Origin of the sequence: Photobacterium lipolyticum, assembly GCF_003026475.1 — a bacterium.
GTDB lineage: Bacteria > Pseudomonadota > Gammaproteobacteria > Enterobacterales > Vibrionaceae > Photobacterium > Photobacterium lipolyticum.
In genome coordinates this window covers 48,553-71,103 of sequence record NZ_PYMC01000001.1, presented here as the reverse complement: position 1 = coordinate 71,103, position 22,551 = coordinate 48,553, and the positions used below count along the sequence as shown (strand labels likewise).

16 protein-coding genes are annotated in these 22,551 nt (G+C 45.7%); 11 read left to right on the top strand and 5 right to left on the bottom strand.

The window, feature by feature from the left end; genetic code table 11:
* Nucleotides 1-149 precede the first annotated feature (149 nt).
* The gene (locus tag C9I89_RS00290) at nucleotides 150-2,978 is read left to right on the top strand and encodes a hypothetical protein (protein ID WP_107281358.1); all 2,829 of its coding nucleotides are present in this window, start codon (nucleotides 150-152) and stop codon (nucleotides 2,976-2,978) included.
* 463 nt (nucleotides 2,979-3,441) lie between these two features.
* Here the strand turns inward: C9I89_RS00290 and C9I89_RS22720 are convergent, their stop codons facing one another.
* The 3 genes from C9I89_RS22720 to C9I89_RS00280 form a co-directional block, all read right to left on the bottom strand.
* Complete coding sequence (locus tag C9I89_RS22720; protein WP_245905368.1) at nucleotides 3,442-3,612, bottom strand: hypothetical protein; 171 nt, start codon at nucleotides 3,610-3,612, stop codon at nucleotides 3,442-3,444.
* Nucleotides 3,605-3,943 carry a hypothetical protein gene (locus tag C9I89_RS22715; protein ID WP_245905367.1) on the bottom strand — a complete coding sequence of 113 codons (339 nt, stop codon included), beginning with the start codon at nucleotides 3,941-3,943 and terminating at the stop codon, nucleotides 3,605-3,607. The genes C9I89_RS22720 and C9I89_RS22715 overlap by 8 nt, the downstream gene beginning before the upstream one ends.
* 217 nt (nucleotides 3,944-4,160) lie before the next feature.
* Nucleotides 4,161-4,667, bottom strand: a complete 507-nt coding sequence (locus tag C9I89_RS00280) for a phenolic acid decarboxylase (protein ID WP_107281357.1) — start codon at nucleotides 4,665-4,667, stop codon at nucleotides 4,161-4,163.
* A gap of 320 nt (nucleotides 4,668-4,987) precedes the next feature.
* Here C9I89_RS00280 and C9I89_RS00275 point away from each other — a divergent pair, with 320 nt between their 5' ends.
* From C9I89_RS00275 to C9I89_RS00260, 4 genes are all read left to right on the top strand, one after another.
* Nucleotides 4,988-5,899, top strand: coding sequence for a LysR family transcriptional regulator (locus C9I89_RS00275; RefSeq protein ID WP_107281356.1), 912 nt, complete (start codon nucleotides 4,988-4,990; stop codon nucleotides 5,897-5,899).
* A gap of 170 nt (nucleotides 5,900-6,069) precedes the next feature.
* A protein-coding gene (locus C9I89_RS00270) for an IS3 family transposase (RefSeq protein ID WP_107281355.1) occupies nucleotides 6,070-7,217 on the top strand; the annotation gives its coding sequence in 2 pieces (ribosomal slippage) (nucleotides 6,070-6,319 and nucleotides 6,319-7,217; 1,149 coding nt in all).
* 112 nt (nucleotides 7,218-7,329) lie between these two features.
* Nucleotides 7,330-7,632 (top strand): PTS fructose transporter subunit IIB, encoded by a 303-nt coding sequence (locus C9I89_RS00265; RefSeq protein WP_107281821.1) that lies wholly within the window; start codon nucleotides 7,330-7,332, stop codon nucleotides 7,630-7,632.
* Nucleotides 7,629-8,444, top strand: coding sequence for a PTS sugar transporter subunit IIA (locus C9I89_RS00260; RefSeq protein WP_107281354.1), 816 nt, complete (start codon nucleotides 7,629-7,631; stop codon nucleotides 8,442-8,444). Before C9I89_RS00265 ends, C9I89_RS00260 begins: the two co-directional genes overlap by 4 nt.
* 2 nt (nucleotides 8,445-8,446) lie before the next feature.
* Here C9I89_RS00260 and C9I89_RS00255 read toward each other — a convergent pair whose 3' ends face one another.
* Nucleotides 8,447-9,292, bottom strand: a complete 846-nt coding sequence (locus C9I89_RS00255) for a helix-turn-helix domain-containing protein (protein WP_107281353.1) — start codon at nucleotides 9,290-9,292, stop codon at nucleotides 8,447-8,449.
* 435 nt (nucleotides 9,293-9,727) lie between these two features.
* Between C9I89_RS00255 and C9I89_RS00250 the strand changes: the two genes are divergently transcribed.
* The 4 genes from C9I89_RS00250 to C9I89_RS00235 all read left to right on the top strand — a co-directional run bounded on the left by C9I89_RS00250 (nucleotide 9,728) and on the right by C9I89_RS00235 (nucleotide 16,351).
* Complete coding sequence (locus tag C9I89_RS00250; RefSeq protein ID WP_107281820.1) at nucleotides 9,728-11,629, top strand: PTS fructose transporter subunit IIABC; 1,902 nt, start codon at nucleotides 9,728-9,730, stop codon at nucleotides 11,627-11,629.
* Between the two features lie 157 nt (nucleotides 11,630-11,786).
* The gene (manA, locus tag C9I89_RS00245; protein ID WP_107281352.1) at nucleotides 11,787-12,986 is read left to right on the top strand and encodes a mannose-6-phosphate isomerase, class I; all 1,200 of its coding nucleotides are present in this window, start codon (nucleotides 11,787-11,789) and stop codon (nucleotides 12,984-12,986) included.
* Nucleotides 12,987-13,275: 289 nt separating this feature from the next.
* On the top strand, nucleotides 13,276-14,568 hold the full coding sequence (locus C9I89_RS00240) for a rhodanese-like domain-containing protein (protein ID WP_107281351.1): 1,293 nt from the start codon (nucleotides 13,276-13,278) through the stop codon (nucleotides 14,566-14,568).
* A gap of 331 nt (nucleotides 14,569-14,899) precedes the next feature.
* Nucleotides 14,900-16,351: a methyl-accepting chemotaxis protein gene (locus C9I89_RS00235; RefSeq protein ID WP_107281350.1), complete on the top strand. Its 1,452-nt coding sequence runs from the start codon at nucleotides 14,900-14,902 to the stop codon at nucleotides 16,349-16,351.
* Nucleotides 16,352-16,552: 201 nt separating this feature from the next.
* On the opposite strand, the gene C9I89_RS00230 is transcribed toward C9I89_RS00235, so the two are convergent.
* Complete coding sequence (locus C9I89_RS00230; RefSeq protein WP_211315187.1) at nucleotides 16,553-17,032, bottom strand: methylated-DNA--[protein]-cysteine S-methyltransferase; 480 nt, start codon at nucleotides 17,030-17,032, stop codon at nucleotides 16,553-16,555.
* 510 nt (nucleotides 17,033-17,542) lie between these two features.
* On the opposite strand from C9I89_RS00230, the gene C9I89_RS00225 reads away from it, so the two are divergent.
* Together C9I89_RS00225 and C9I89_RS00220 are read left to right on the top strand one after the other, a co-directional pair.
* Entirely contained in the window at nucleotides 17,543-21,703 is a 4,161-nt protein-coding gene (locus C9I89_RS00225) for a response regulator (protein ID WP_107281349.1), read from the top strand.
* Nucleotides 21,703-22,542, top strand: a complete 840-nt coding sequence (locus tag C9I89_RS00220; RefSeq protein ID WP_107281348.1) for a CheR family methyltransferase — start codon at nucleotides 21,703-21,705, stop codon at nucleotides 22,540-22,542. The genes C9I89_RS00225 and C9I89_RS00220 overlap by 1 nt, the downstream gene beginning before the upstream one ends.
* Nucleotides 22,543-22,551: the final 9 nt, after the last annotated feature.

Below are 22,551 nucleotides of genomic sequence, written 5' to 3'. Positions count from 1 at the left end.
TGGGCGGAGCATGTTTTGAGTTGTCTGTCTGACAAACTCGGACAATCGCCTACAAAGAGATGATAGCAGTAACAAATAAAACGGTGTACAATTATTTTGCAGGAAACACCAAAGCCCGAAGGCCGATTAATAACGATGGATAACGCAACATGACACGTACATTATTAGCACTATCAATAGCCGGAATACTTACAGCTGGATCGATGGCCGCGTTCGCTGTACATGCAGAACCGGTAGCGTGGGATCAACATGATGAGGTGTGGTTAACTCAGCAAACAGAACATTTTAAACTGAATTTTCGTCAAGGGCATGAGGCGCAAGCAAATCGAGCGCTGGATATTGCAGAACAAGTTCATTCTGAACTTAAACCCTTTTTTGGCAAAGCCCCAGCGACAAGAACAGAAATTGTGCTGGTCGACGAGTATGATTTCTCAAATGGCTGGGCAACACCGTTACCTTTTGCACAAATACGCCTTATCATGAGTCCGCCAGAAGACGTAAATAGCCTTGAAAATAATGACGAATGGATGCATATGCTCATTCGTCATGAATACGCACATATCATGCATATGGAAATGGGCGAGGGTGCCGTAAAGGTATTTAGAAGTATTTTCGGTCGCAACCCATTTCTATTTCCACACGCACTCACGCCGTCATTTTTAGTCGAGGGATTGGCCGTTTATTTGGAAACAAATAAAGATCTTGGCTATGGGCGCTTGCAAGGAAGTCATTACGCAATGGAAATGCGTATGGAAGTGGCGTCGGGCGATGTCAAAGATCTGAGTGAAGTCGCTGTAGCTACACGTAAATGGCCATCAGGTTACTATTACTTATATGGTGCGTATTTCATCGAGTATCTGTCGAATACCTATGGCGAAGATAAGCTTCAGGCTTTTTTACAAAACTACAGCAGAAAACTATTACCTTACTTTCTTTTGCAAAGCTCTGCCAAAAAGGCATTTGGCAAAGATTTCGATACGCTTTGGTCAGATTTTCAAACCTACTTAAATGATAAGTATGACAACGATTTAACTCAGATGGTCGACCAGGCCGTGAGTGGTAAAGCGCTTTTAACTGCGCCATTTCTACAGGTTACTGCGAGCTCACCAAATGGGCTGTTAGTGGATGTGAACAATGGTGAAGATCGTAATGTTATTACGCAAATAAATGGTAGTGAGGGCGAGTGGAAAACACTCAGTCGTGAAAAGAATATTATTGCGATGGATTGTGACGCGAATAATGGCCTGGTGGTTTCGCGCCTCAATACTTATGCCGATGGAAGAGTGCTTGCTGATCTATATCTATACCAAGACGAACAGTGGACAAGATTAACAGAGCGAGAACGATTTAGAAAAGTCCGTTGGCTCAATGACGGACGCCACGTTATTGCGAGCCGAAAGCAAGATGGATTAAGTGAACTCTGGTTTGTTGATACCAAAGCTGAACATGAGAAAAAGCGTGTTTGGCTTGGCGGATCAGACGTTGTATTGGGAGCATTTGATATTTCAGCTGATGGACAATCTTTAGTTGCGAGCATCAAACGTCCGCATCAGGGATGGAATCTGGAGTTATTCGATCTCGAGACTAAAGTCTGGAAAAAACTGACTGATTCGAAAGCGGTAGAAAACAGCCCTACATTTTTGCCAGACGGCAAGGTCATGTATAGCGCGGATTATGATGGCGTCTACAATATTTACTCGCTTGATCTGAACGCAGGGGAAGTGGATCAATTGACACAAGAGGTTGGTGGAGCATTTGAACCGACGTGGCAAGAGGGATCGGGGCTGATGTATCAGTCGTATGATTCTGATGGCTACACATTGCGTGAGATTGACCAGCCAAGAGTACTGAGTGGATTTGATATCAAAGCCAAGCAAGCACACTTTGATTACCCTGAACCTGTCCAGCAAATTGCAGAGAAGTCTGAGCCAGAGGCGTATAGCCCTTGGTCAAGTTTGCGTCCGCGTACTTGGTTGCCGATTTTGTCGGCTGATGATCAGCAGTCCATCGTCGGTATTAGCACTGACGGCGCTGATGCGTTAGGGCGGCATCAATATCAAGTTAGTGCTTCATGGGATAGTGAAAACAGCCTGGCTGCATACAATATTGTCTATCAATATGATAATCGCTGGTTGCTTCAATTGGAGCGTGATCATGCCTTTTCCACATTCACTCAATCGGGGAAAGAGACGTACCGTATTGAACAAAACGACAGTGCGTTATTACAGCGAAGCCATATCTATCATGCATTTGACGATCAACTAAGCTTAAATGCAGGCCTGTATTTGGATACAAGCCGCGAAGAACAGGCACCAAAATTTGGCGCAATTGCGCCTTACTCAGGCAAAGAAGAAACACTGACTGGGTTAGCGCTTACTTTTGATAATCGAGAAGCTTACCTCAATGTACCTGGTATTGGCTGGGGACATTATGTTGATTTCGTAGTTGAAACCAATGAGCTGCTTAACAGCGATTACAACGGCGAGAAATACCAAGGGCAATGGAGCTCAACATGGGATTTGCCTGGCAGAACAACAGCGACGTTACGTTTGGCCGGCGGTTATGCCGATGATGAGGCAAAAGCCTTTCGACTGGGTGGCTACGATCTTGGTGAAGAGAAGGCGCTATTTGGACGCGATACCCAAGCGTTACGCGGTTATGATGAATCAGTCCAAGTTGGTCACCGTTACGCAACTCAACGTTTGAATGTAACGACATGGTTAGGGCGCGTGGAACGAAACTGGGGATTGTACCCGGTGGGGGTTGGAGATGTTTCTGGCTCAGTATTTGTCGATTCCGGTGCCATTTGGGATCGTACTCAATCCAGAAAGCAGCTGACAAGTGTTGGGGCAGCGTTAACGGTAGAGGCAAAAATCGGATACAGCTTTACCTTGCCCGTGACGCTTGGCTACGCTCATGGCTTTGACGATAAGCTCGGAAAAGATAAAGTTTATATCAGCGTGACAAGCTCTTTCTGATCAGAACAATGAATAGGTATTAGGAGTGCAATCAGACGGTGATTGGTTTTAGCTTATAAAAACTAATCACCGTGTTCTATTGTTGTGCGATATGGCACGTAAGTTTGGTATCAAGATGGTGTTTCATCCATCACAATCAAGCATGGCATGCCCTGGTGGTGGAATGGGTAGACACTAGGGATTTAAAATCCCTCGGCGTTCGCGCTGTGCCGGTTCAAGTCCGGAATTATCAAGCCGACATAATGCTGGTTTTTTTGTGCCTGAAATTCAGTAAATCATCCGCTGTAAAATTATTCTCCTGTTTATTTCCTGTTCTTAGGGCTTTGTTCTTAGGGCTTTGTTGCAGCACTAAATCTACGTGGTCTTTTGATACGGTTAAGCGACTCGGTAGCTCTTGGGCATCCCGAGGTGAGTAAAGCGATTTAAAATAGATCAACCGAGTAACATTTCCTTCGACTGATTTTCAAACTCTCTGCCAACCGATAATGCCAAGGGCGAAGCAACCTATCAGGTTGCTCATCCGCTTTGGGTGATGAACCTCATCGGCAAACGTATTGTCTTTCGGCGGTATAACAATCTCAGCATCCGGGAAATGATCCTCTAATGTCTGGTACACCGCATTGGTATCATACATTTTGTCGGCACTTATGTGCTCGATATCCGTGATGATGGACTCCCGACAACCTGATCATCCATGGTGTTTTTATCAGTAAGGACAGCGCCTTGAATGCAGTGACCCTCATCAACAGCAAAGTGCGCCTTTCGCCAGCTTTGTTTTGCATTAACCTTATGTTTTTCATGGTGCCTTCATCCTTCCCAAACCGCTTGAGTCCCGTAGAATCAATGGCTGTCGCTGCAATTTTGTCGTCTGGTTTTTCATACTTTCTAAAGCGTGGCGCCGTGAAATTGAGCTGCTTCAGCCGCTTTGATAACAGCGTATAATCAGGGCATTGAAGGTTGTCCATGTCTAGCTTCATCAGTAAATTTTCTTTATGGTGAGTAAAGGGATAATTAGGCGCTATGTTAGACATCAGAATAAAAAAGCAGGACTATGAAGCACTGCTTGAGCTAATGATGAACTGACTGCGTGGTAATACTCCCTTTAGGGACTAAACTTGAAATCAGCCTTTTATGAAGACGGATTTTTAAAATCTAGCTTTACTATGTGAATGCTTTAATACATTACTTCAGATTTTCTGGAAAGTTTGATGGTAATTCACTGGCGACGCAGTTAATTACTTCCTCATTATTAACCCCACAATCACGAGAAAATATAATAGATGCAAATTGGTTGATGACTTCGGTTGGATATGTTGGACCAGCTTCTCGATAAGCTTCAATTTTTTCAAGGTGTTCATTTTGGAAACAAACCGTTTTTTCAGGGTTGTTTACTACCCAGCGTGGGAAGAAAATAGTGCCATGAACCAATTGGTCACCAAGATTGATAATTAAACTAACATCTGTACCCGTTGGCTCTGTCCAAGATAGTTTATACACTGCATTTGCAACCTGGAAGATATCAACACCTTGGTCTTTAACCCAACGGTTTCCCACAATCCCGCTATGAATACGGTAATCAACGGTGTTCTCATTCTTAACATAAATTTCATATTTCCAGCCGTTATTGAAAGTGTAAACCAACTGTCTACCTACCAGGCCAATTAGATCTTCTTTATTAAAGTTAGTCATATTATCTCCTCAGTAATATTTACTGTTTAGTAACTCGATGTGATGAAGATATATTACACCTATTTTTTAGTTCAAAAAGCGCAAATATTAGATGATAATGAGCTAAAATTTAGAAGTGTCTGGTTGCGCAAACTCGCTTACCCCATGATTATGGGCATTTTTACGGGTAAACTGATACTAGTGACACCATGAGTACGATTTGTATGATTAACATAAAAAAAGTGAGCCTTTTTGCCGAATGGCGAGGACGTGAAGTATGAGTACTTGATAAGTGCTCTATGTAACAAACAATTAATCAATTTGCATCCAAGGAATAGTTAATGTTACCGAAAACGACAATAGAACAATGGATTGTTTTGAAAACCGTCACTGAATGTGGTGGTTACATGAAAGCAGCAGAGGTTTTGAACAAAAGTCAGTCGTCTGTAAGTTATGCATTGAACACATTGCAGGAGAGATTAGGAGTCAAGTTATTACATGTTGTAGGTCGAAAAGCCGAACTTACTGAAGTTGGCAGGACAATGTTATCTCAAGCGATACCATTAATCTCAGCTTACAATCAACTAGAACAAAGCGCAGAAGGGTTAAAATCTGGTATTCGTTCATCTCTTAATTTAGTCGTTAATAGCATTTTTCCGAAATCCCTGCTTATAGTAGCCCTAAAAAGGTTTCAAGAGCGTTATCCCCAGACACGAATTCACCTGACAGAGATATTGCGCACAGAAAGCGAAAAAGTGTTAACTGACAGAAATGCTGATTTATATATTACACCGTTAAACCCGACAATTTCCGCACCAGGTGTTCATCTACTTGATATGGACTTTATTATTGTAACCGCCGCTAACCACCCTCTTCAGAGGTTACCGTCTCTCATCACAGCCAACCAGTTATCACAATATCCTCTCATTACTCTTACAGACAAAGTCACCCAACATCAGGAAATTAAAAAAGTATCGGCGATGTCAAATTGGTCATTTACAACAATAGAGGCAGTGATTGAAGCAGTTTGTCAAGGAGTGGGTTATGGCTGGTTACCCAAAGCTCATATACAGCCTATGCTTGATTCAGGAAAGCTCAAAATTCTTAATGTCTCGCTTCAGCAAACACGCAGGACGGTTTTTTATTTAGTATTTGGCAATAATGGTCAGTTTTACGACAAGACAGTTATAGCACTGTCAGATATTCTAAAAGAAGAAGTTGAGAACCATATACAGGTTAACTGGATTGATTAGCTTGCTTGAAATTCTAGAGTCTGAAATGAATTACATAGTCAATGGCAGACCTCCACTCCTGATTTTTCCTATTTTTAAATGTCCTGTTTTCTCCCAGATTAAAATATTGATCTGAACCAGCAGTTTTAGACACCGAGTTAAGCGAGTAAAATCACTTAACGAGGTAAACAATGACAAACACTCAAACACGTATCAAGCACACCGAAGAGTTTAAGGAACAGGCGCTTAAGCTTGCTGAAAGAACATCGGTTCCAGAGGTAGCACGGCAACTCAATCTACATGCTTCCCAAATATACGGCTGGCGTAAGAACGGAAAGAAGGACTCCGCCAGTGAACGCGAGGCTGATCTTGCAGCCGAAAACGCTCGTCTGAAGCGCCTCCTCGCCGAGCAAGCGGAGGAGCTTGAAATAGTAAAAAAAGCCGCCACCTACTTCGCGAAGCATCTAAAATAGCGAGCTTCGAGTTCATGCAAGTGCCCCTTGAGCAGTTCTCCGTAATGAGAATGGCCAAGGTTCTTGCTGTATCGCGTAGTGGGTTTTACTACTGGCTAAAGCATCGTCATAAAATTAGTCAAAGGGATAGAGCACGCACGCTGCGTGACATAACGGTCAAAAAGGCGTTCGAAGCTAGCAAAGGTCGTGACGGTGCAAGACGTATCCAGGTAGAACTGGCAGAGCAAGGGAACAAGCACAACCTTAAGACGATATCAGACAGCATGAAAAGGCAGAGTCTGGTTGCAAAAGCTGCGCGTAAATTTAAGGTCACAACAGATAGTAAGCATTCCTTACCCGTTGTGCCTAACCTTCTGGAACAAGATTTTACTGCTGATGCGCCGAATCAGAAATGGGCTGGCGATATCACCTACTTGATGACAAGTGAGGGCTGGCTTTATCTTGCTGTAATTATTGACTTGTACTCTCGACAGGTAGTCGGCTGGTCAATGGATCACCGTATGACAGCAAACTTAGTCGGAGATGCGTTGAAGATGGCACTGTTCCGTCGTGGACTGCCTGAAGAAGTCATCGTTCACAGTGATCGTGGCAGCCAATACTGCTCAAAAAGTTACCGCGAGATAATCAACGCTCATAATTTAAAACAAAGCATGAGTCGAAAAGGAAACTGCTGGGATAATGCTTGTGTAGAAAGCTTCTTCCACTCGCTAAAAGTTGAAGCTATCCAATACGAACCGATTATGACCAAAGAAATGATGCGGCAAACGGTATTTGAATATATTGAGGTTGATTACAACCGAACAAGAAGGCAAAGTGCCCTCGGGTATCTAAGCCCCGTTGTAATTGAACAGAAGAATGTCGCTTAACTTGGTGTCCAATCTTGTTGGGGCAGATCATCAGTTTTACTTGCCTTATGACTTGACTATCGACCCCGGATCGAGACAATCATCTAAAACAACATCTACCAACAGAGAAATTATGAAAATTGCAGCAGTTACTGCCTGCCCGACTGGGATTGCGCATACTTACATGGCGGCAGCTGAGCTAAAGAAAGCGGCACAGCAGTTAGGTATTCAGATCATGGTAGAAACCCAGGGGGCGATGGGGATCGAGAACCAGCTTAGCTTCCAGGATATTGGTCGAGCAGATGTGGTATTGATCGCCTCAGACATTGAAATAGAGCACCGAGCCCGTTTTACTGGCAGTACTATTCATTGTGTCACCATTGAAGAAGTGCTGACGGATCCCGCCAGTGTGCTGGCGCGCTGCCAAGAGTTATGATTGAGCGCCGTATTACCTTCATCATTGGTGATGAAGGAATCCCTGCCTGGAAATTGAATCAGCTAAAAACCTTGGCGGGTTATTTTCGTTCGGTAGTTGTGATGCTGGATGTCACCTATCTGCGCCAGGCCAATGTCGAGCAGACGGTCCGTATCATGAGTCTGGGCTGTATGCCGGGCGATCTCTGCCAGCTGCTCATTGAAGGCTCCGATGCTGAGCTGGCCTGTATGGTGCTGACGGATTTTCTGGCCGAGCAATTTACGCTGGTGAAAACCAGCGGTAAGAAAAAGAACCGTAATGCCTGCAGTGTTGATAGTGGTGATGAGGGCAATAGTACTTTTTATCTGCCTTTCGAAATGAAATTTACCAGTCAGGTATTGGGAGAAGGGCCGGCAAATGATGATAAGGTAAGCCAAGCCAAAGAGAAGCTGCTTGCCCGGTTGTGTCGTATGCTCAACCCTGAAAAATCGGCAGTGTTATTGAAGCTGATGCTCAAGCGGGAGCAAGTATCATCGACAGCGATGGGAAATGGTATTGCGTTGCCGCACATAATGTCAGCAGAAATCCAACAGCCAGCCATGGCGGTGATCCAAATGCCACGACCGATAGAGTGGGGCTCGAATCGAGGCCCTGTCACACGACTGATTGCGATGACGCTACCAGCCCCCGCACAACGCCCACAGATTCAGGCGTTTGTTTATTTCTCACAAGCTTTGCTGGAACCGGAGTATTGTCATTTGTTGACCGGAAACAACGAACCGGAAGCACTTAAAGCAGTTATCCTCCACACCTTATCTCGCCCGTTCCATTAGGCCTAAACTGAGCTGCGATACTCTGAAGGCGTTAAGCCTGTTTTGTTCTTGAACACCCGGTAAAAGTAGTTTACGTCCTGAAATCCGCAGCGGGTCGCCACTTCATGTAGCCGGAACGCGTATTTCTTGAGCATGAATTTCGCGCGTTCGATCCTTACCCAAGTAATGTAATCGGCGAATCGCATATGACCTTGCTGGCGGAATAGCCGAGAGAGGTGGTTGGGCGTAATGTTAAATCGCTTGGCAATGGTATCCCGGCTGATTGCCCGGTGAAAATTTTCCTGAATAAAGATACAGATACCCTGATAGACATCTTCACTACGTTTTTTACTCGAGTCTGACGGTATTGACAACATGGTCTGGCAATAGCTCATCAGTGCCAAGAGCAGGTGTTCGTCCATCGGTTGCTTTAGCGGTTCTTTTGACAGGGCATTGAGCGCCGACAGAATATGGTCGATGGCGTGACCTGTACGGGTCTGGATACTGTGCTTTTGGATATCGTAAAAATTTGCCTGATCTTTGGTCTTGCTTACCAAGCTAAATCCGAGCTGCCTGCGGCCAAATAGCAGGCTCAGCAACGAGCAATCGGTATCCCAATTAGGCTTATTCCAACTATTGGGTGGGATATAAATCGCGTCCCCTGCCATAATTTTCACTTCGCTGATCCCGTGCTCCGGATCTTCGAGCTCGTTGATGTACTCGCCACTGATCACCAGTTCCAGACGGGGAAAGTTCACCTGATAGCTAAACGGCGGTGGTGTGAGTTGATCACCGGCGAACCAAATGCGGTTGAAGTGTTCGCGCTCCGAAAGCAGGTTAGCGATGAGATCATGGAAAACTTGACTCATGGTGTTCGCGACTATGCCTATCTGTTCTGTAAATACAGACACTATTATTCATTGTCCCGCAGTTTGATACTACCCGAGCGAGCAGTAAGGGGAGATATCCGTGAGCGGGGTCACGCAAATAGACGTGATGGTCTCGCATTATTGGTTACTCCTGTCTAGTTGAGGTGTGATTTGTTATTTCTGATTGATGAATGTAGTGAAGGTTTTTATGACTAATATTCATTTCAACTTGCTGATATTTAATGTTTAAGTGTTTTTTTTATGTTTGTCGGCATATGGTTGGAAATATGAGAATTAGATCACAAAGCAAAAATGATGTTACAAATATCCAGTAAATGCCTCTCTGATGCACTATCAGATTGGTGCCCGTTCGCTGAAAATATCCCCAACGGCAACATAAATGCTGAACATAAAAATAAAACAGGGGGAACACTTATGATCACCAATTTGATTAATGAGAAATTGATATGCCTGAGCCTTCAGGCAACGACCAAAGAAGAGGTCTTTGTTGAGATGATCGACGTGTTGCATCAGCAAGGTCGAGTTCATGACAAAGCACAGTTTTTAGCGGATATCCATGCCCGTGAAGAACTGGGTAACACCGGTTTCGAAGATGGAGTTGCACTGCCTCATGCCAAAAGTGGCGCGGTGGCTGAACCTGCAGTCGCAATCGGTATCAGCCGAGGGGGTATCGAATACGGCGCAGAAGACGGCCTGCCATCAAAACTCTTTTTCATGATTGCCTCGCCAGACGGCGGTGCAAACCACCATATTGAAGTGCTGGCCGAACTTTCCTCAAAACTGATTGAAGACGGTTTCATTGATGCCTTTATGTCAGCGGAAAATGAACAGGACGCACTGAACCTGTTACTGGAAAAAACAGAACCGAATCAAGCAGCACCAGCAGCGGATAAAGGCCTGCTAATTGGCGTCACGGGTTGTCCGGCCGGTGTGGCGCATACTTACCTTGCCGCTGAAGCGCTGGAAAAAGCCGCGGCTGAGCTTGGTTATGAAATCAAAGTGGAAACCAACGGCTCGATCGGGGTAAAGAACAGCCCGACAGCGGAAGATATCGAACGTGCCGAAGCGATTATTGTTAGCTGTGACAAGCAGGTAGACATGGCACGTTTTGCCGGTAAAAAACTGGTAAAAACCGGTGTGAAGGCACCAATTAAAGATGGCAAAGGGCTGATCAACCAAGCGCTTCAAGCCACACGTTATCAGGCTTCGGGTGATGATGCGCCGGCGCAGACGGAAAGCAAAGTGTCTCAGGCACGTTCCGACCTGTATCGCTTCCTGATGAACGGCGTATCCCACATGATCCCGTTCGTGGTTACCGGTGGTCTGTTGATTGCGCTGGCTCTGGCACTAGGTGGTCAGCCAACGGAAGCCGGGATGGCGATCCCTGAAGGTAGCATGTGGCAGAAAGTGCTTGATGTGGGTGTAGTTGCCTTTACTTTGATGATCCCGATTCTGGCTGGTTACATTGCCTATGCCATTGCCGATCGTCCTGCTCTGGCTCCGGGTCTGATTGGTGGCTGGATTGCTAACAACGGCTCATTCTATGGTGCGGAAGCGGGCACGGGTTTTATCGGTGCGATTGTTGCGGGCTTGTTGGTCGGTTATTTCGTTAAGTGGGTCGTTAACCAAAATTACCACAAGTTTATCCAGCCGTTGGTGCCAATCATGATTGCACCAATTACGGGTAGCTTGTTTATCTCTAGCCTGTTTATCTTTGGTATCGGCGCACCGATTGCAAGTTTGATGGATGGTCTGAATGCAATGCTAACCAGCATGAGCACAGGTAACGTGGTTCTGCTGGGTATTGTATTAGGTGGTATGGCTGGCTTTGATATGGGTGGTCCATTCAACAAGGTTGCCTTCCTGTTCTCTGTCGGCATGATTGCAAGCGGTCAGACGCAATTTATGGGAGCGATGGCGTGTGCCATTCCTGTTGCTCCTCTGGGTATGGGTCTTGCGACAATATTGGGTCGCAAGCTGAATATCTTTGAACAATCGGAAGTTGAAGCGGGTAAAGCTGCCAGTGCGATGGGCTTGGTAGGTATCTCCGAAGGTGCAATTCCATTTGCCGCTCAAGACCCAATGTCAGTGATCCCTGCTAACGTGCTTGGCTCGATGGTTGCGGCAGTGATGGCATTCTCATTCGGTATCACTAACAGCGTGGCACATGGTGGGCCAGTGGTAGCACTCCTTGGTGCGATGAACAAACCACTAATGGCTATCGTCTGTATGATTGCGGGCTCTGTAGTGACGGCGTTGGTTGCGATTTCTCTGAAGAAAATGCGTCAGGCGAAAGCACAAGCGGCACTAGCATAAGCCACTGCTGAAACCGTACTAATGAAACAATAGCGAATAACGGCGTCACAGTCTCCTGAGTGAAAAAGCTTTGTACCCCCGGCTTGGCGCTTAACCTCCCTCCTTAATCGGGGGGAGGTTTTTCTCGTGAAATCAGTAATAAAAAGAAAGGTAAACAATGACTGTCTCTACATCTACGTGTTTTTTCCGCATGCACAATGTCATCCAAGATTACTCATGGGGTAGCACAACATCGATTGAATCTCTTTTTGGCATCGCCAACCCTGAAGGCCGGCCACAAGCGGAAATTTGGATGGGTGCCCACCCAAACGGTTGTTCGCAGGTTGATGTCGCTGGCAAGGCAACCCGTCTGGCTGAATTTATCGAGACCGATAAAGCAACGATTATTGGCGAGGCAGCTGACAAGCAGTTTGGTGAGCTACCTTACCTGTTTAAAATATTAGCGGCAGAAAAAGCCCTGTCTATTCAAGTTCACCCAAGTAAGGCACAGGCCGAAGTTGGTTTTGCCAAAGAGCAAGGAGCAGGCATTGCGCTAAGTGCCGGTCACCGTAACTACAAAGATCCAAATCACAAGCCGGAGCTGGTTTTCGCGCTGACACCTTATCAGGCAATGAACGGCTTCCGTGAATTTGCCGAAATAATTAGTTTCTTTCATGTTCTGGAAAACGCTGATTTAAATGAATTGGTGATAGCACTGGAAGAAAATCAAAATGAAGCCGGCCTGCGTCAGTTCTTCGAAGCGATTCTATCGTTGCAGGATGAAATGAAAGAGACCGCGGTAAATGCGCTATTGGTTTATGCTGCGCAGCACAAAGAAGAGGCTCTGTTTGCGTTAATTTTGGATCTGGCCGGACAGTATCCGGGTGACATCGGCCTGTTCTCGCCGCTGATGCTGAATGTGCTGACACTGCAGCCTGGTGAAGCAATGTTCCTCGATGCTTGCACGCCGCACGCCTATATCAAAGGCACAGGCCTTGAGATCATGGCGAACTCCGATAACGTACTTCGTGCGGGCCTAACCCCGAAGCATATGGATATTGCTGAGTTGGTGGCAAGTACACGGTTTGTACCGATGCCAGCAGATATGCTACTACTTGCTCCTGAGCAATCTGAGGGGGGGCTTCACTACCCAATTCCGGTACCCGACTTTAAGTTCAGTGTGTATCAGAACCAGCAAGGTACAAAACTAACTACATCAAGTGCTGAAATTCTTCTGGCGATCGATATGCCACTAACCGTAAATCACAGTAGTGGCGAAACACTGACTATCCAAAAAGGTGAGTCGGTGTTTATTCCTGCATATTCCCGTAATTACACAGCAAGCACGACAGGCCGTTTTGCTCGTGCCTATAACTAATAACAATCGGTATAATGTCACCGTTAGCCAATGATAGAGCCTGATTTCCTTTGTTCTTTTTGTTGCAGTTTGAGCCTTCTTAAAGATAAAAATCCTTTGTAAATGTGGATTAGCTCAAGTTATTTTTATTAGCATTTGCGAATATAAGGATACACTAATTAATAAAGGCGCTAAATGGAATGCCGTAACTTGAACGATCGAGGCATGTTCACGACTTTTCCCTGATTAATTTCACTCTTTGTAAGAGTTGTTATGAGTGGATGCATAACTTTTTCATTGGAGGATCCATATGTTTAAGAAAGCAGTCATATTTTTTTCCCTATTTCTTATGCCGCTCTCATTGATGGCGGCAGAGGTGGGAGGCAAAATCCAGTCAATTTCTCTAGAAGCGAAAGTGATTCAGTTCGTTAACCCTAAGACAACAACAGTTACCGTCATCAAGTTTAACGATGAGACAAAACTTGAGAGCGCAGAATCTTTCGAAGACTTGATTGTTAATACCAAGATTAAGGCAACGGTTGATGACAATATGCTCGCCAGCAAGATCAAAAGAATTTTGGTCCAGCTGCCCAAAGATCAGATCATCGGAACTGACGAGCTCGCAGAAATGATTGAGGGCGGTCAGCCCCTTTTTATCGGTGATGCCCGTCCTCAGGGTAAATATAATATCGGACATATTCCAGGCTCGAAGGCAACGCCTGCAAGTGAGCTTGAAAAAAATCTCAATTGGCTACCAGAAAATAAAATGACGCCACTGATCTTTTATTGCGGAGGCGTAACATGTCCGCTAAGTCCCAAAGCGTTAAAGATTGCCAAGATGAACGGTTATGAAAACGTAAGAGCCTATGTTGAGGGCTTCCCTGCGTGGAAAGAAGGGGTTTACCCTGTCCACGTCAATCGTGATTGGCTGAATAAGAACCTCGACAAGCATCACGTTGTGCTTGATGTCAGAAATGCTCCTGATACCTTCATTAAAGGTGCTGTTCATCTTCCTGCATCCCAGCTTGTGCAAATGCACCAAAAGTGGAATAAAGAAAAATTCCCGACGAAGAAACGCACCATCTACGGGCTGAGAGATAAGAAGGCACCGATCACCATAGTTGCAAACAGTGAAGTCAGTGAAGAGGCGATTGAAGCATTTGAGATACTGACATTCTGGAAATTCAAAAATGTTGCCATTTTAAATGGTGGAATGGCGTCGTGGAGTAACGAACAGCTTCCTCTAGGAAGCGGAAAGATTGCCACCAATCTGGATTATGTGAAGAAGCTTGCTAAAGGTGCAATTGAAGAAACTGCTTTTGTTGAGGCAGTTAAAGCCGGTAACGTAACGATTATCGATGTTCGCTCTGCAGACGAAGTGAGCAAAGGACGCCTGGAAAAATCAATTAATATCCCCCTTGAAGAGCTTGATCAGCACTTGAACCAGATCCCCAAGACGGGTTTAGTTGTGATTCATTGTATGGGGGGATCGCGAGCAGCAATTGCCTATACCACGCTGAGCAATAAAGGGTATACCAACGTTAAATTCCTCGATGATTCATTAGAGGAAATCGCCAAAGAAAACGGAATTAAACTGATTTAGGGAATGACGTTTTTCATAGGACGAATACCTGTCAGCGATGCTGACAGGCATTTTTTCAGGATTACTGAGACTTTCTTGGTCATATAATGCGATATGTTTTGCTAGCTAAGCCGGGGCAGCTGCGCCTGCAGCATTTGCCATAAGGACGGTGTTTTATAATTTTTTTGTGATCGCCTAATTCTGCTTGGAATGGGGGTTATTAGTGGTAATGCGTGATCAGCATTGCTTAATTGTAATGTAATGCTTATTTGGGTTGCATATTTATGCGATCATAGTCGGAAATGCCTGAGCGCATGATATCCGCAATATTTGTTTTATCAGAGGGATCACAATGAGAGAAGTTGAGTTTAGGGCAATAGATCGACTGTTTATTAAAATGAACATCAATGACAAATTCTGGGTTTTGTTTATTGTTATATCTGCGGCTTTAGTTGGCTTTTCAGGTAGCCATTATTACTCAACCATTAAGCAAATTGATGCATCGAACCGTCTTCAGGCGCAAGCCAAACTAGAGTCTGCTGTTAATGTACTTCAATCCGTAACGCTAAACGAGAAAGAGATCCAAAAAGTGCTTGATAGCCAGAAAATCAAACTGGTTACATATTCTGTAGAAACTTCCGGAACCGACAGTGAAATTACTGTTTCGATGCCTTATAACGGGCGTCATGCAGTGCTAACGCTTTTTGTAAATAACGCTGATGCGAAAGAACAGGCCCTCACTCAATTTTTACTTTCACTGTTGCCCCTTGCTCCAATAGGGCTTTTATTCTATTGGGTTGCAACCTATTTAATTGGTGCACTGTGGGTTATGCATCAGGCGACTCGCCGCATTGCCAGTGGCGATCTGACTTCCCGTCTTGGTTTTCATATCGGACGTGACGAGTTTGGTGTCATAGGCCACGAACTTGATCGTTCGATGGATACCATCAGTGAATTAGTCGATACGGTTAAGGTCAGCTCTATAACCTTGTATAAAACCGCGACAACGTTTGAACAAGATGCTCGCGATTCAGAACAGCGGGTGAATCAACAATATGCCTCGGTTGATTCTGTAGCGACAGCAATGGAAGAAATGTCAGCAACGGCGAAAGAGATCGCAGGTTATGGCTTACAAGCGGCGCAGCAATCCGAAAAAGAAACTGCGAAGGTCTTTAATAGCAACGAGAGAGTTCAGGATGCCATCATGGTGGTGACCAAATTGTCTGAGCACACCGATGCAGCTTCGGCATCTGTCATGAGTCTTAATGAGAAAGCAACAGAAATAAATAACGTGATCACGACCATTAATGCGATCTCTGAGCAGACTAACCTTCTGGCTCTGAATGCTGCGATTGAAGCTGCCAGGGCCGGGGAGCAAGGACGCGGTTTTGCTGTTGTCGCAGATGAAGTGCGTACTCTCGCAGGACGCACTCAACAGGCAACCGTTGAGATCCGCGCTATGATTGATAATCTTCAGGCTGAAACGCATGGTATTTCGCAAATTACCGCCGAAACATTAGAGCAAGCCAATAAGAGCCGGGTAATGATCACTGAAATCGGCAATGACGTGAATGATATTGCCGAATCGGCTAAGTCCGTGATGGACATGAGTACTCAGATTGCGTCTGCCGCTGAGCAGCAGACCGCGGTGGTTAATGATATTACATCTGATCTGAATGAAATCCGCACTCAGTCGAGCGTACTGCTATCTTCAACAAAAACGTCAGTGGCAGGTATTCAGGAACTCTCTGATGCATCGCAGTCATTGGGTGAGATCTTAGAGAAGTACCGTACTTCGAATTAAACGGTAATAACTAATCGTTAATCTGATAGCTTCGTCATTCCGTAAAGTGAGGCACGAACTTATACGGAATCTAAGGAGTACACGGTTAGAACTGGATCCCGGATATTTCGTTCCTCAATTCCGGGATGACGGACTTTGATCGTTTCAATCTTCTTCTTGGTATTTAGGTGCTAGGGTTGGTGGCTCAAAAAATCGCTGACACTAAACCAGAAGAGCCCCTTCATGTTTGAGTAGCCTCTCTTTACGTTCAATACCGCCGGCATAGCCGGTGAGTTTGCCATTTTTCCCGATAACCCGATGGCAGGGCACAATGATCGAAATCGGATTTTTACCGTTTGCAAGGCCGACCGCTCGTACGGCTTTCGGATTACCAATCACATTTGCCAAATCTTGGTAACTCCAGGTCGTGCCGAATGGAATCGTGGTAAGAGCCTGCCAGACTTTCTGCTGAAATTCGGTCCCTGTTGCGGCGAGAGGCACCTTAAATATCTGGCGTGTTCCGGCAAAATATTCCTGGAATTCAGATACCGCTTGCTTCAGTACGGGATGTTCACTATCGAGCTTTCCCAGAGTGTCTGGCTGGGTTGTCTGGGTTTGAAACCAAACGCCAAGTAAACCATGGTCATTCGCCTGGATAGTGAGTAGCCCTATCGGGCTTTGATATTGTGTATAAACAATCATGATTGTGAATTCCAGCAATGAAAAGTGGTAACCCATCTACTCTGTAAAACGTTTGTGATTTACGTGCCCGTTCGCATTGCGTTACTGTCAGTGAAAAAATCGGCAATCGTCATAAAACAGGTTACTGCTCAAGTTATACGACAAGGGTAGTGTAACCTTTCTAATGCACCAGACTAGCCATTTTCGGCACCGGAAGGTAGAAAACCATTCGTCCATAAAATTTGGCAGCTATGTGCTTCGTTATTAATGGTTGGCATTAAGTGAAGATCTTGACCTTGGGGGGCTCCCTTGGTGATTTAATCGTATTTCAATTGATCCAACCACTTATCTGGGTCGAACTCTTACAGAGCAGTTATTGATTTTGTTGATAAGTTTGTGAAAAAATATCCCCGCGACTTATAAGGCCTCTATTCGAACACTCTGGTTGAACTCATTGTCACCCAAGATTTCCCTGATAGATTAAAGCGTGTATCTGAGCGCATGGGCTGCTTTTTAGATTTTGGAGTAACAATGATTCGCTTTGCCGATTTACGTATTCGCCCCAAGCTGGTGGGGCTGCTGGTTATCACGGGTGTTATCCCTATGATGATAGCGGTTTATTTCAGCAGTCGACTTGCCACTGAAGCCCTGATTGAAGAGTCGTTTGATGGGCTGATCACGATTCAGTCGATCCGAAAGGGGATTATTGAGGACTTTTTTAATCAGCGCTTGGCAGATATTGAAGTTCTGGCTGACTCTGAACGTGTCATTGAGCTATCGCAGCGATTAAATCAGCATGAGAAAGAGATTGATACGGAAACAACTACCACGATAGATGTTCAATCTGACGGCTATGCTCAGCTCATCGGGCGTTTTCTTCCCCATTTCGAGAATTATGTTGAAGCTTATGGCTACAGCGATCTCTATATCCTTGATGCTGATCACGGTCATGTCATGTTCTCCCTCTCTAGCAGCGATATTCAGGGAAGTAATTTGGTGAATGGCCAATACCGAAACAGCGGACTGGCCAAGGCGTGGCGCGAGGTGATCTCGACCGGCAAGGTGGTTTTTACCGATTTTGACGCCTTTGAGCCTTCTGCCGGCAATGAAACGGCGTTTCTTGCACAGCCAATCTCTGATGAGCACGGACAGTTGAGTGGTGTACTGGCTCTGCAACTGTCGCCGGAGCTTATTACCCGTATCGTGGATTCTCGTATCGGAATGGGACAGACGGGTGAGTCTTACCTGATAGGCGCAAATGAGAAGACGGGCTTATACGAGTTTCGTAGTAACATGCAGACGATGGGCAACGGACGGCATGTGGTTGGCTATTCTTTGCCCCTGCCACTTGATTATTGGCTCGATGCGGCCGAAAAAGGAGTGGTCGGAGGTTTTGATACCTATATTGATAGTGCTGGTGTCCCTGTTCAGGTGGCCTATAACAAGGTCCTTGCACCGGGTGTTGATTGGTATCTGATCTCTAAAATTAATGAGAATGAGGTGACCCAACCGATATATATGATCTACCAGACACTGGCAATTGTCGGTGGCTTGCTGTTGATGCTGATTGTTATTGCCGCTTCATTTCTTTCCCGGGCCACCACGCGACCTTTAATTGAAGGGATGCACTTTGCCCAAGCGATCGCCAAAGGTGAACTGGCATCAAGCCTGGAACTGGATCGCAAAGATGAGCTTGGTGATTTGGCTCTGGCATTAAACAATATGGCGAGCAATCTCCAGGATCAGGATTGGCTTAAATCGGGTAAAGAAACATTGGACGATCAGTTACGCGGTGATTTGGAAACGACTGATCTTGCAACTCGATTTATCACCTTTTTTAGCAAACATATGGGGGCCCAGCTGGGTGCTTTATATCTTGTTAATGAGGATGTTCTTGAGCTTCAGGCGAGTTACGCGTTCACCGACCGTAAAGGGAACTTCAACCGTATTAAGTTGGGTGAAGGCATGGTCGGACAGGCCGCACTTGAAAATGAAATAATCACTTTTACCGATATCATTGATAATGCACCTGCCATTAATTACGGTGCCGGAGAGGTGGTTCCGCACAACTTCATGGCGATCCCTATTACCTTAGACGACAAGCTGATCGGTGCTGTACTACTCGGCACATCAGAACAATTCACCAAGCTGCACCGGCGCTTTGTGAAACAAGTGATCCTCAATGCCGGTATTTTGTTTAATGCAGCCAACAATCGCCAGGTGATCCGCGAACTACTTGAACATGCTCAGAAGCAACAGGAAGAGCTGCGGGTGGCCAATGAAGAGCTGGAAGAGCAAGCGATAGCGCTCAAGAAATCGGAAGAGATACTTCAAACCCAGCAGGAAGAGCTTCGCGTGAGCAATGAGGAGCTTGAAGAGCAGGCGCAAGTGCTTAAGGAATCTGAGTCAGAATTGCAAGCGCAGCAGGAAGAGCTGCGAGTCACCAACGAAGAGTTGGAAGAGCGCACCAAGGCGCTAGAAGAGCAAAAAGGGGAAATACTGCTAAAAAATGAAAAGTTGGTTCAGGCACAAGAAGTGGTAAAAGAAAAGGCTCGCGAGGTTGAAGTGGCGAGTAAATATAAATCCGAGTTTCTTGCCAATATGTCTCATGAGCTGAGAACCCCCTTAAATAGCATTCTTATTCTTTCCCAGCTGTTTGCTAACAACAAAGGCGGTAACCTGACAGACAAACAGATTGAGTCTGCTAATGCAATTAACTCCTCCGGTTCAGACCTCCTCTCGTTGATTAATGAAATCCTGGATCTGTCTAAGATTGAGGCCGGCAAGGTTGACCTCTTTATTGAAGAGGTGGGTATTGATGGCCTGATCACCGACCTTAATCGTATCTATAAGGATATTGCCAACGAGAAAGGGGTCGCGTTTGAGCTGAATATTGCTGATGATGCGCCGAAGTCTTTGCGCACTGACTCGCAGCGCATGCAGCAGATCTTACGCAACCTCCTGACGAATGCCTTTAAATTTACTCATGAGGGGGCCGTGGAGTTGGCGATTTCTAGGCCTGATCCTCAGATGTGTAAACAGCTAAATGCTGAACCTGAGTCTCTGATCGTGTTTGCGGTTAAAGATGATGGGATAGGGATTGCGAAAGAGAACCAAGTAGCGATTTTCCAAGCGTTCCAGCAGGCCGATGGCAGCACCAGCCGCAATTACGGCGGTACTGGGCTCGGACTTTCTATCACTAAAGAGCTGACTCATCTATTGGGTGGCTCTATCTACCTGGAGAGTGAAGAAGGGCAGGGAAGTACCTTTACCATTGTGCTGCCTCTTGAGCATGAAGGCAAAGAAGCCCATAGCGATGAAATACTGGCCAACACAGGAATTACAGCTGATACCACACCTGAAATTAAGCCGGTAAAATTACCTAAAGCGGCAGGGCCAGAAATTAAAACTGAGCCACATATTTCGAACTCGTTGATACTTGCACAGCCCGTGCAACCATTGCAGGTACCGCCCACAGATAGCGAGTACATTGATGATGATCGCAAGGCGGTAACGGCTGAAAATAAGAGCCTGCTAATCATTGAAGATGATCGTGCCTTTGCCAAGATTATGCGCGACTTTGGCCGGGAGCGGGGCTTTAAGTGTATCGTCGCTGAAGACGGTGAAACGGGTCTGCACTTTGCCGATTACTATAAGCCCAGTGCCATTATTCTCGATATTGGCTTGCCTGGCATCGATGGCTGGACGGTGATGGAGCGCCTTAAGGACAACTCAGAACTGAGGCATATTCCGGTGCATTTCATGTCTGCCAATGACAGTACGCTGGATGCCATGCGAATGGGAGCCATCGGTTATCTGACCAAGCCTGTCGATGTGAATAAAATGGAAAAGGCATTCGGTAAAATCGAAGATATTATCTCTAAGCCGGTGAGTCGACTGCTAGTGGTGGAGGATGATGACGTACAGCGTGAAAGTATCAAGGCGCTGATTGGCGACGGAGATGTCAGCATTACCGCAGTAGGCACAGGTAAAGAAGCGTTACATGAGCTGGAAGACAGCAGTTATGACTGCATGGTGCTGGATCTGGGGCTTGGTGATATGTCCGGGTTTGAACTTCTGGAGTGCATTCGCAAAAGCGAAACCGCAGCCCGGGTGCCGATTATCATCTATACCGGTCGCGACTTGACGCGAGATGAGGAGAAAGAGCTCAATCGCTATGCAGAAAGTATCATCATCAAAGGCGTGAAATCGCCGGAGCGGCTGCTCGATGAGTCAGCGCTGTTCCTGCATCGGGTAGAAGCTAACCTGCCGGAAGAGCAACGCGGTATGCTCAAGATGATCCATGATAAGGAAGCCGTTTTGAGCGGAAAAACAATGTTGTTGGTAGATGACGATATGCGCAATGTGTTTGCGCTATCCAGCGTGCTGGAAGAGAAGGGTATGGAGGTCGTTATTGCCAGAAATGGACTTGAGTGCCTCGATAAACTTAAAGAGGAAACCAATATTGATGGCGTCCTGATGGACATAATGATGCCCAAGATGGATGGTTATGAAGCGATGCGTGAGATCCGTAAACAGCGGGAGTTCGCGAAGTTGCCCATTATTGCTTTAACGGCCAAGGCGATGAAAGGTGATCGCAGTAAATGCATCGAGGCGGGTGCCAGCGACTATTTAGCTAAGCCTGTGAATACCGACAAACTCCTATCCATGCTGAGGGTGTGGTTGTACTAATGTCTAATACAGTAACTATTTCAGATGAGCAGTTGGAGATCCAGCTGCTGTTAGAAGCCATATTTCGTAAATATGGTTATGATTTCAGGAATTATGCGTTTGCACACACCAAGCGCAGGCTTGAACACAGGCGCGCACATGAGGGGTTGAGAAGCTTCTCGGAGATGCAGCATAGGGTGATCCGTGAGGAGCCATTTTTTAATAAGGTGCTGCTTGATCTTTCCATCAATGTCACTGAGATGTTCAGGGATCCCTGGTTTTACCTGCGGGTTCGCGACACCGTAGTGCCTCATCTTAAAACGTATCCCTTTATCAAAGTGTGGCACGCGGGCTGTTCATCTGGCCAGGAAGTCTACTCGATGGGGATCCTGTTGGAAGAAGAGGGTGTAAAGGATAGAGTTCAGATCTATGCCACCGATTTTAATGAGCGGATCCTTGAAAAGGCAAAGCTAGGCATCTACCCGATGGATCTCGTGCGAGAGTACACAGCCAATTACCAGCAGTCTGGCGGTACCCGCTCTTTCTCAGACTACTATGCTGCCGATTATGACAATGTGGTAATGAAGGGTTTTCTCAAAGATAAGATGTTATTTTCGCCTCATAATTTGGTAACCGATGGTGTGTTCGGAGAGATGAACATCATTTTCTGTCGAAACGTATTGATTTATTTTAACCGGGAGCTGCAGAACCGGGTACTGCAGTTGTTTTGTGACAGCTTATGTCCTGGCGGTTTCCTCTGCCTGGGTTCAAAGGAGAGTCTTCGGTTTTCTGATGTTGCCGATCAGTTTGAAGTGGTATCTGAGCGAGAAAAAATATACCGCAAAAAACGTATATTGTAGGGAATTGAT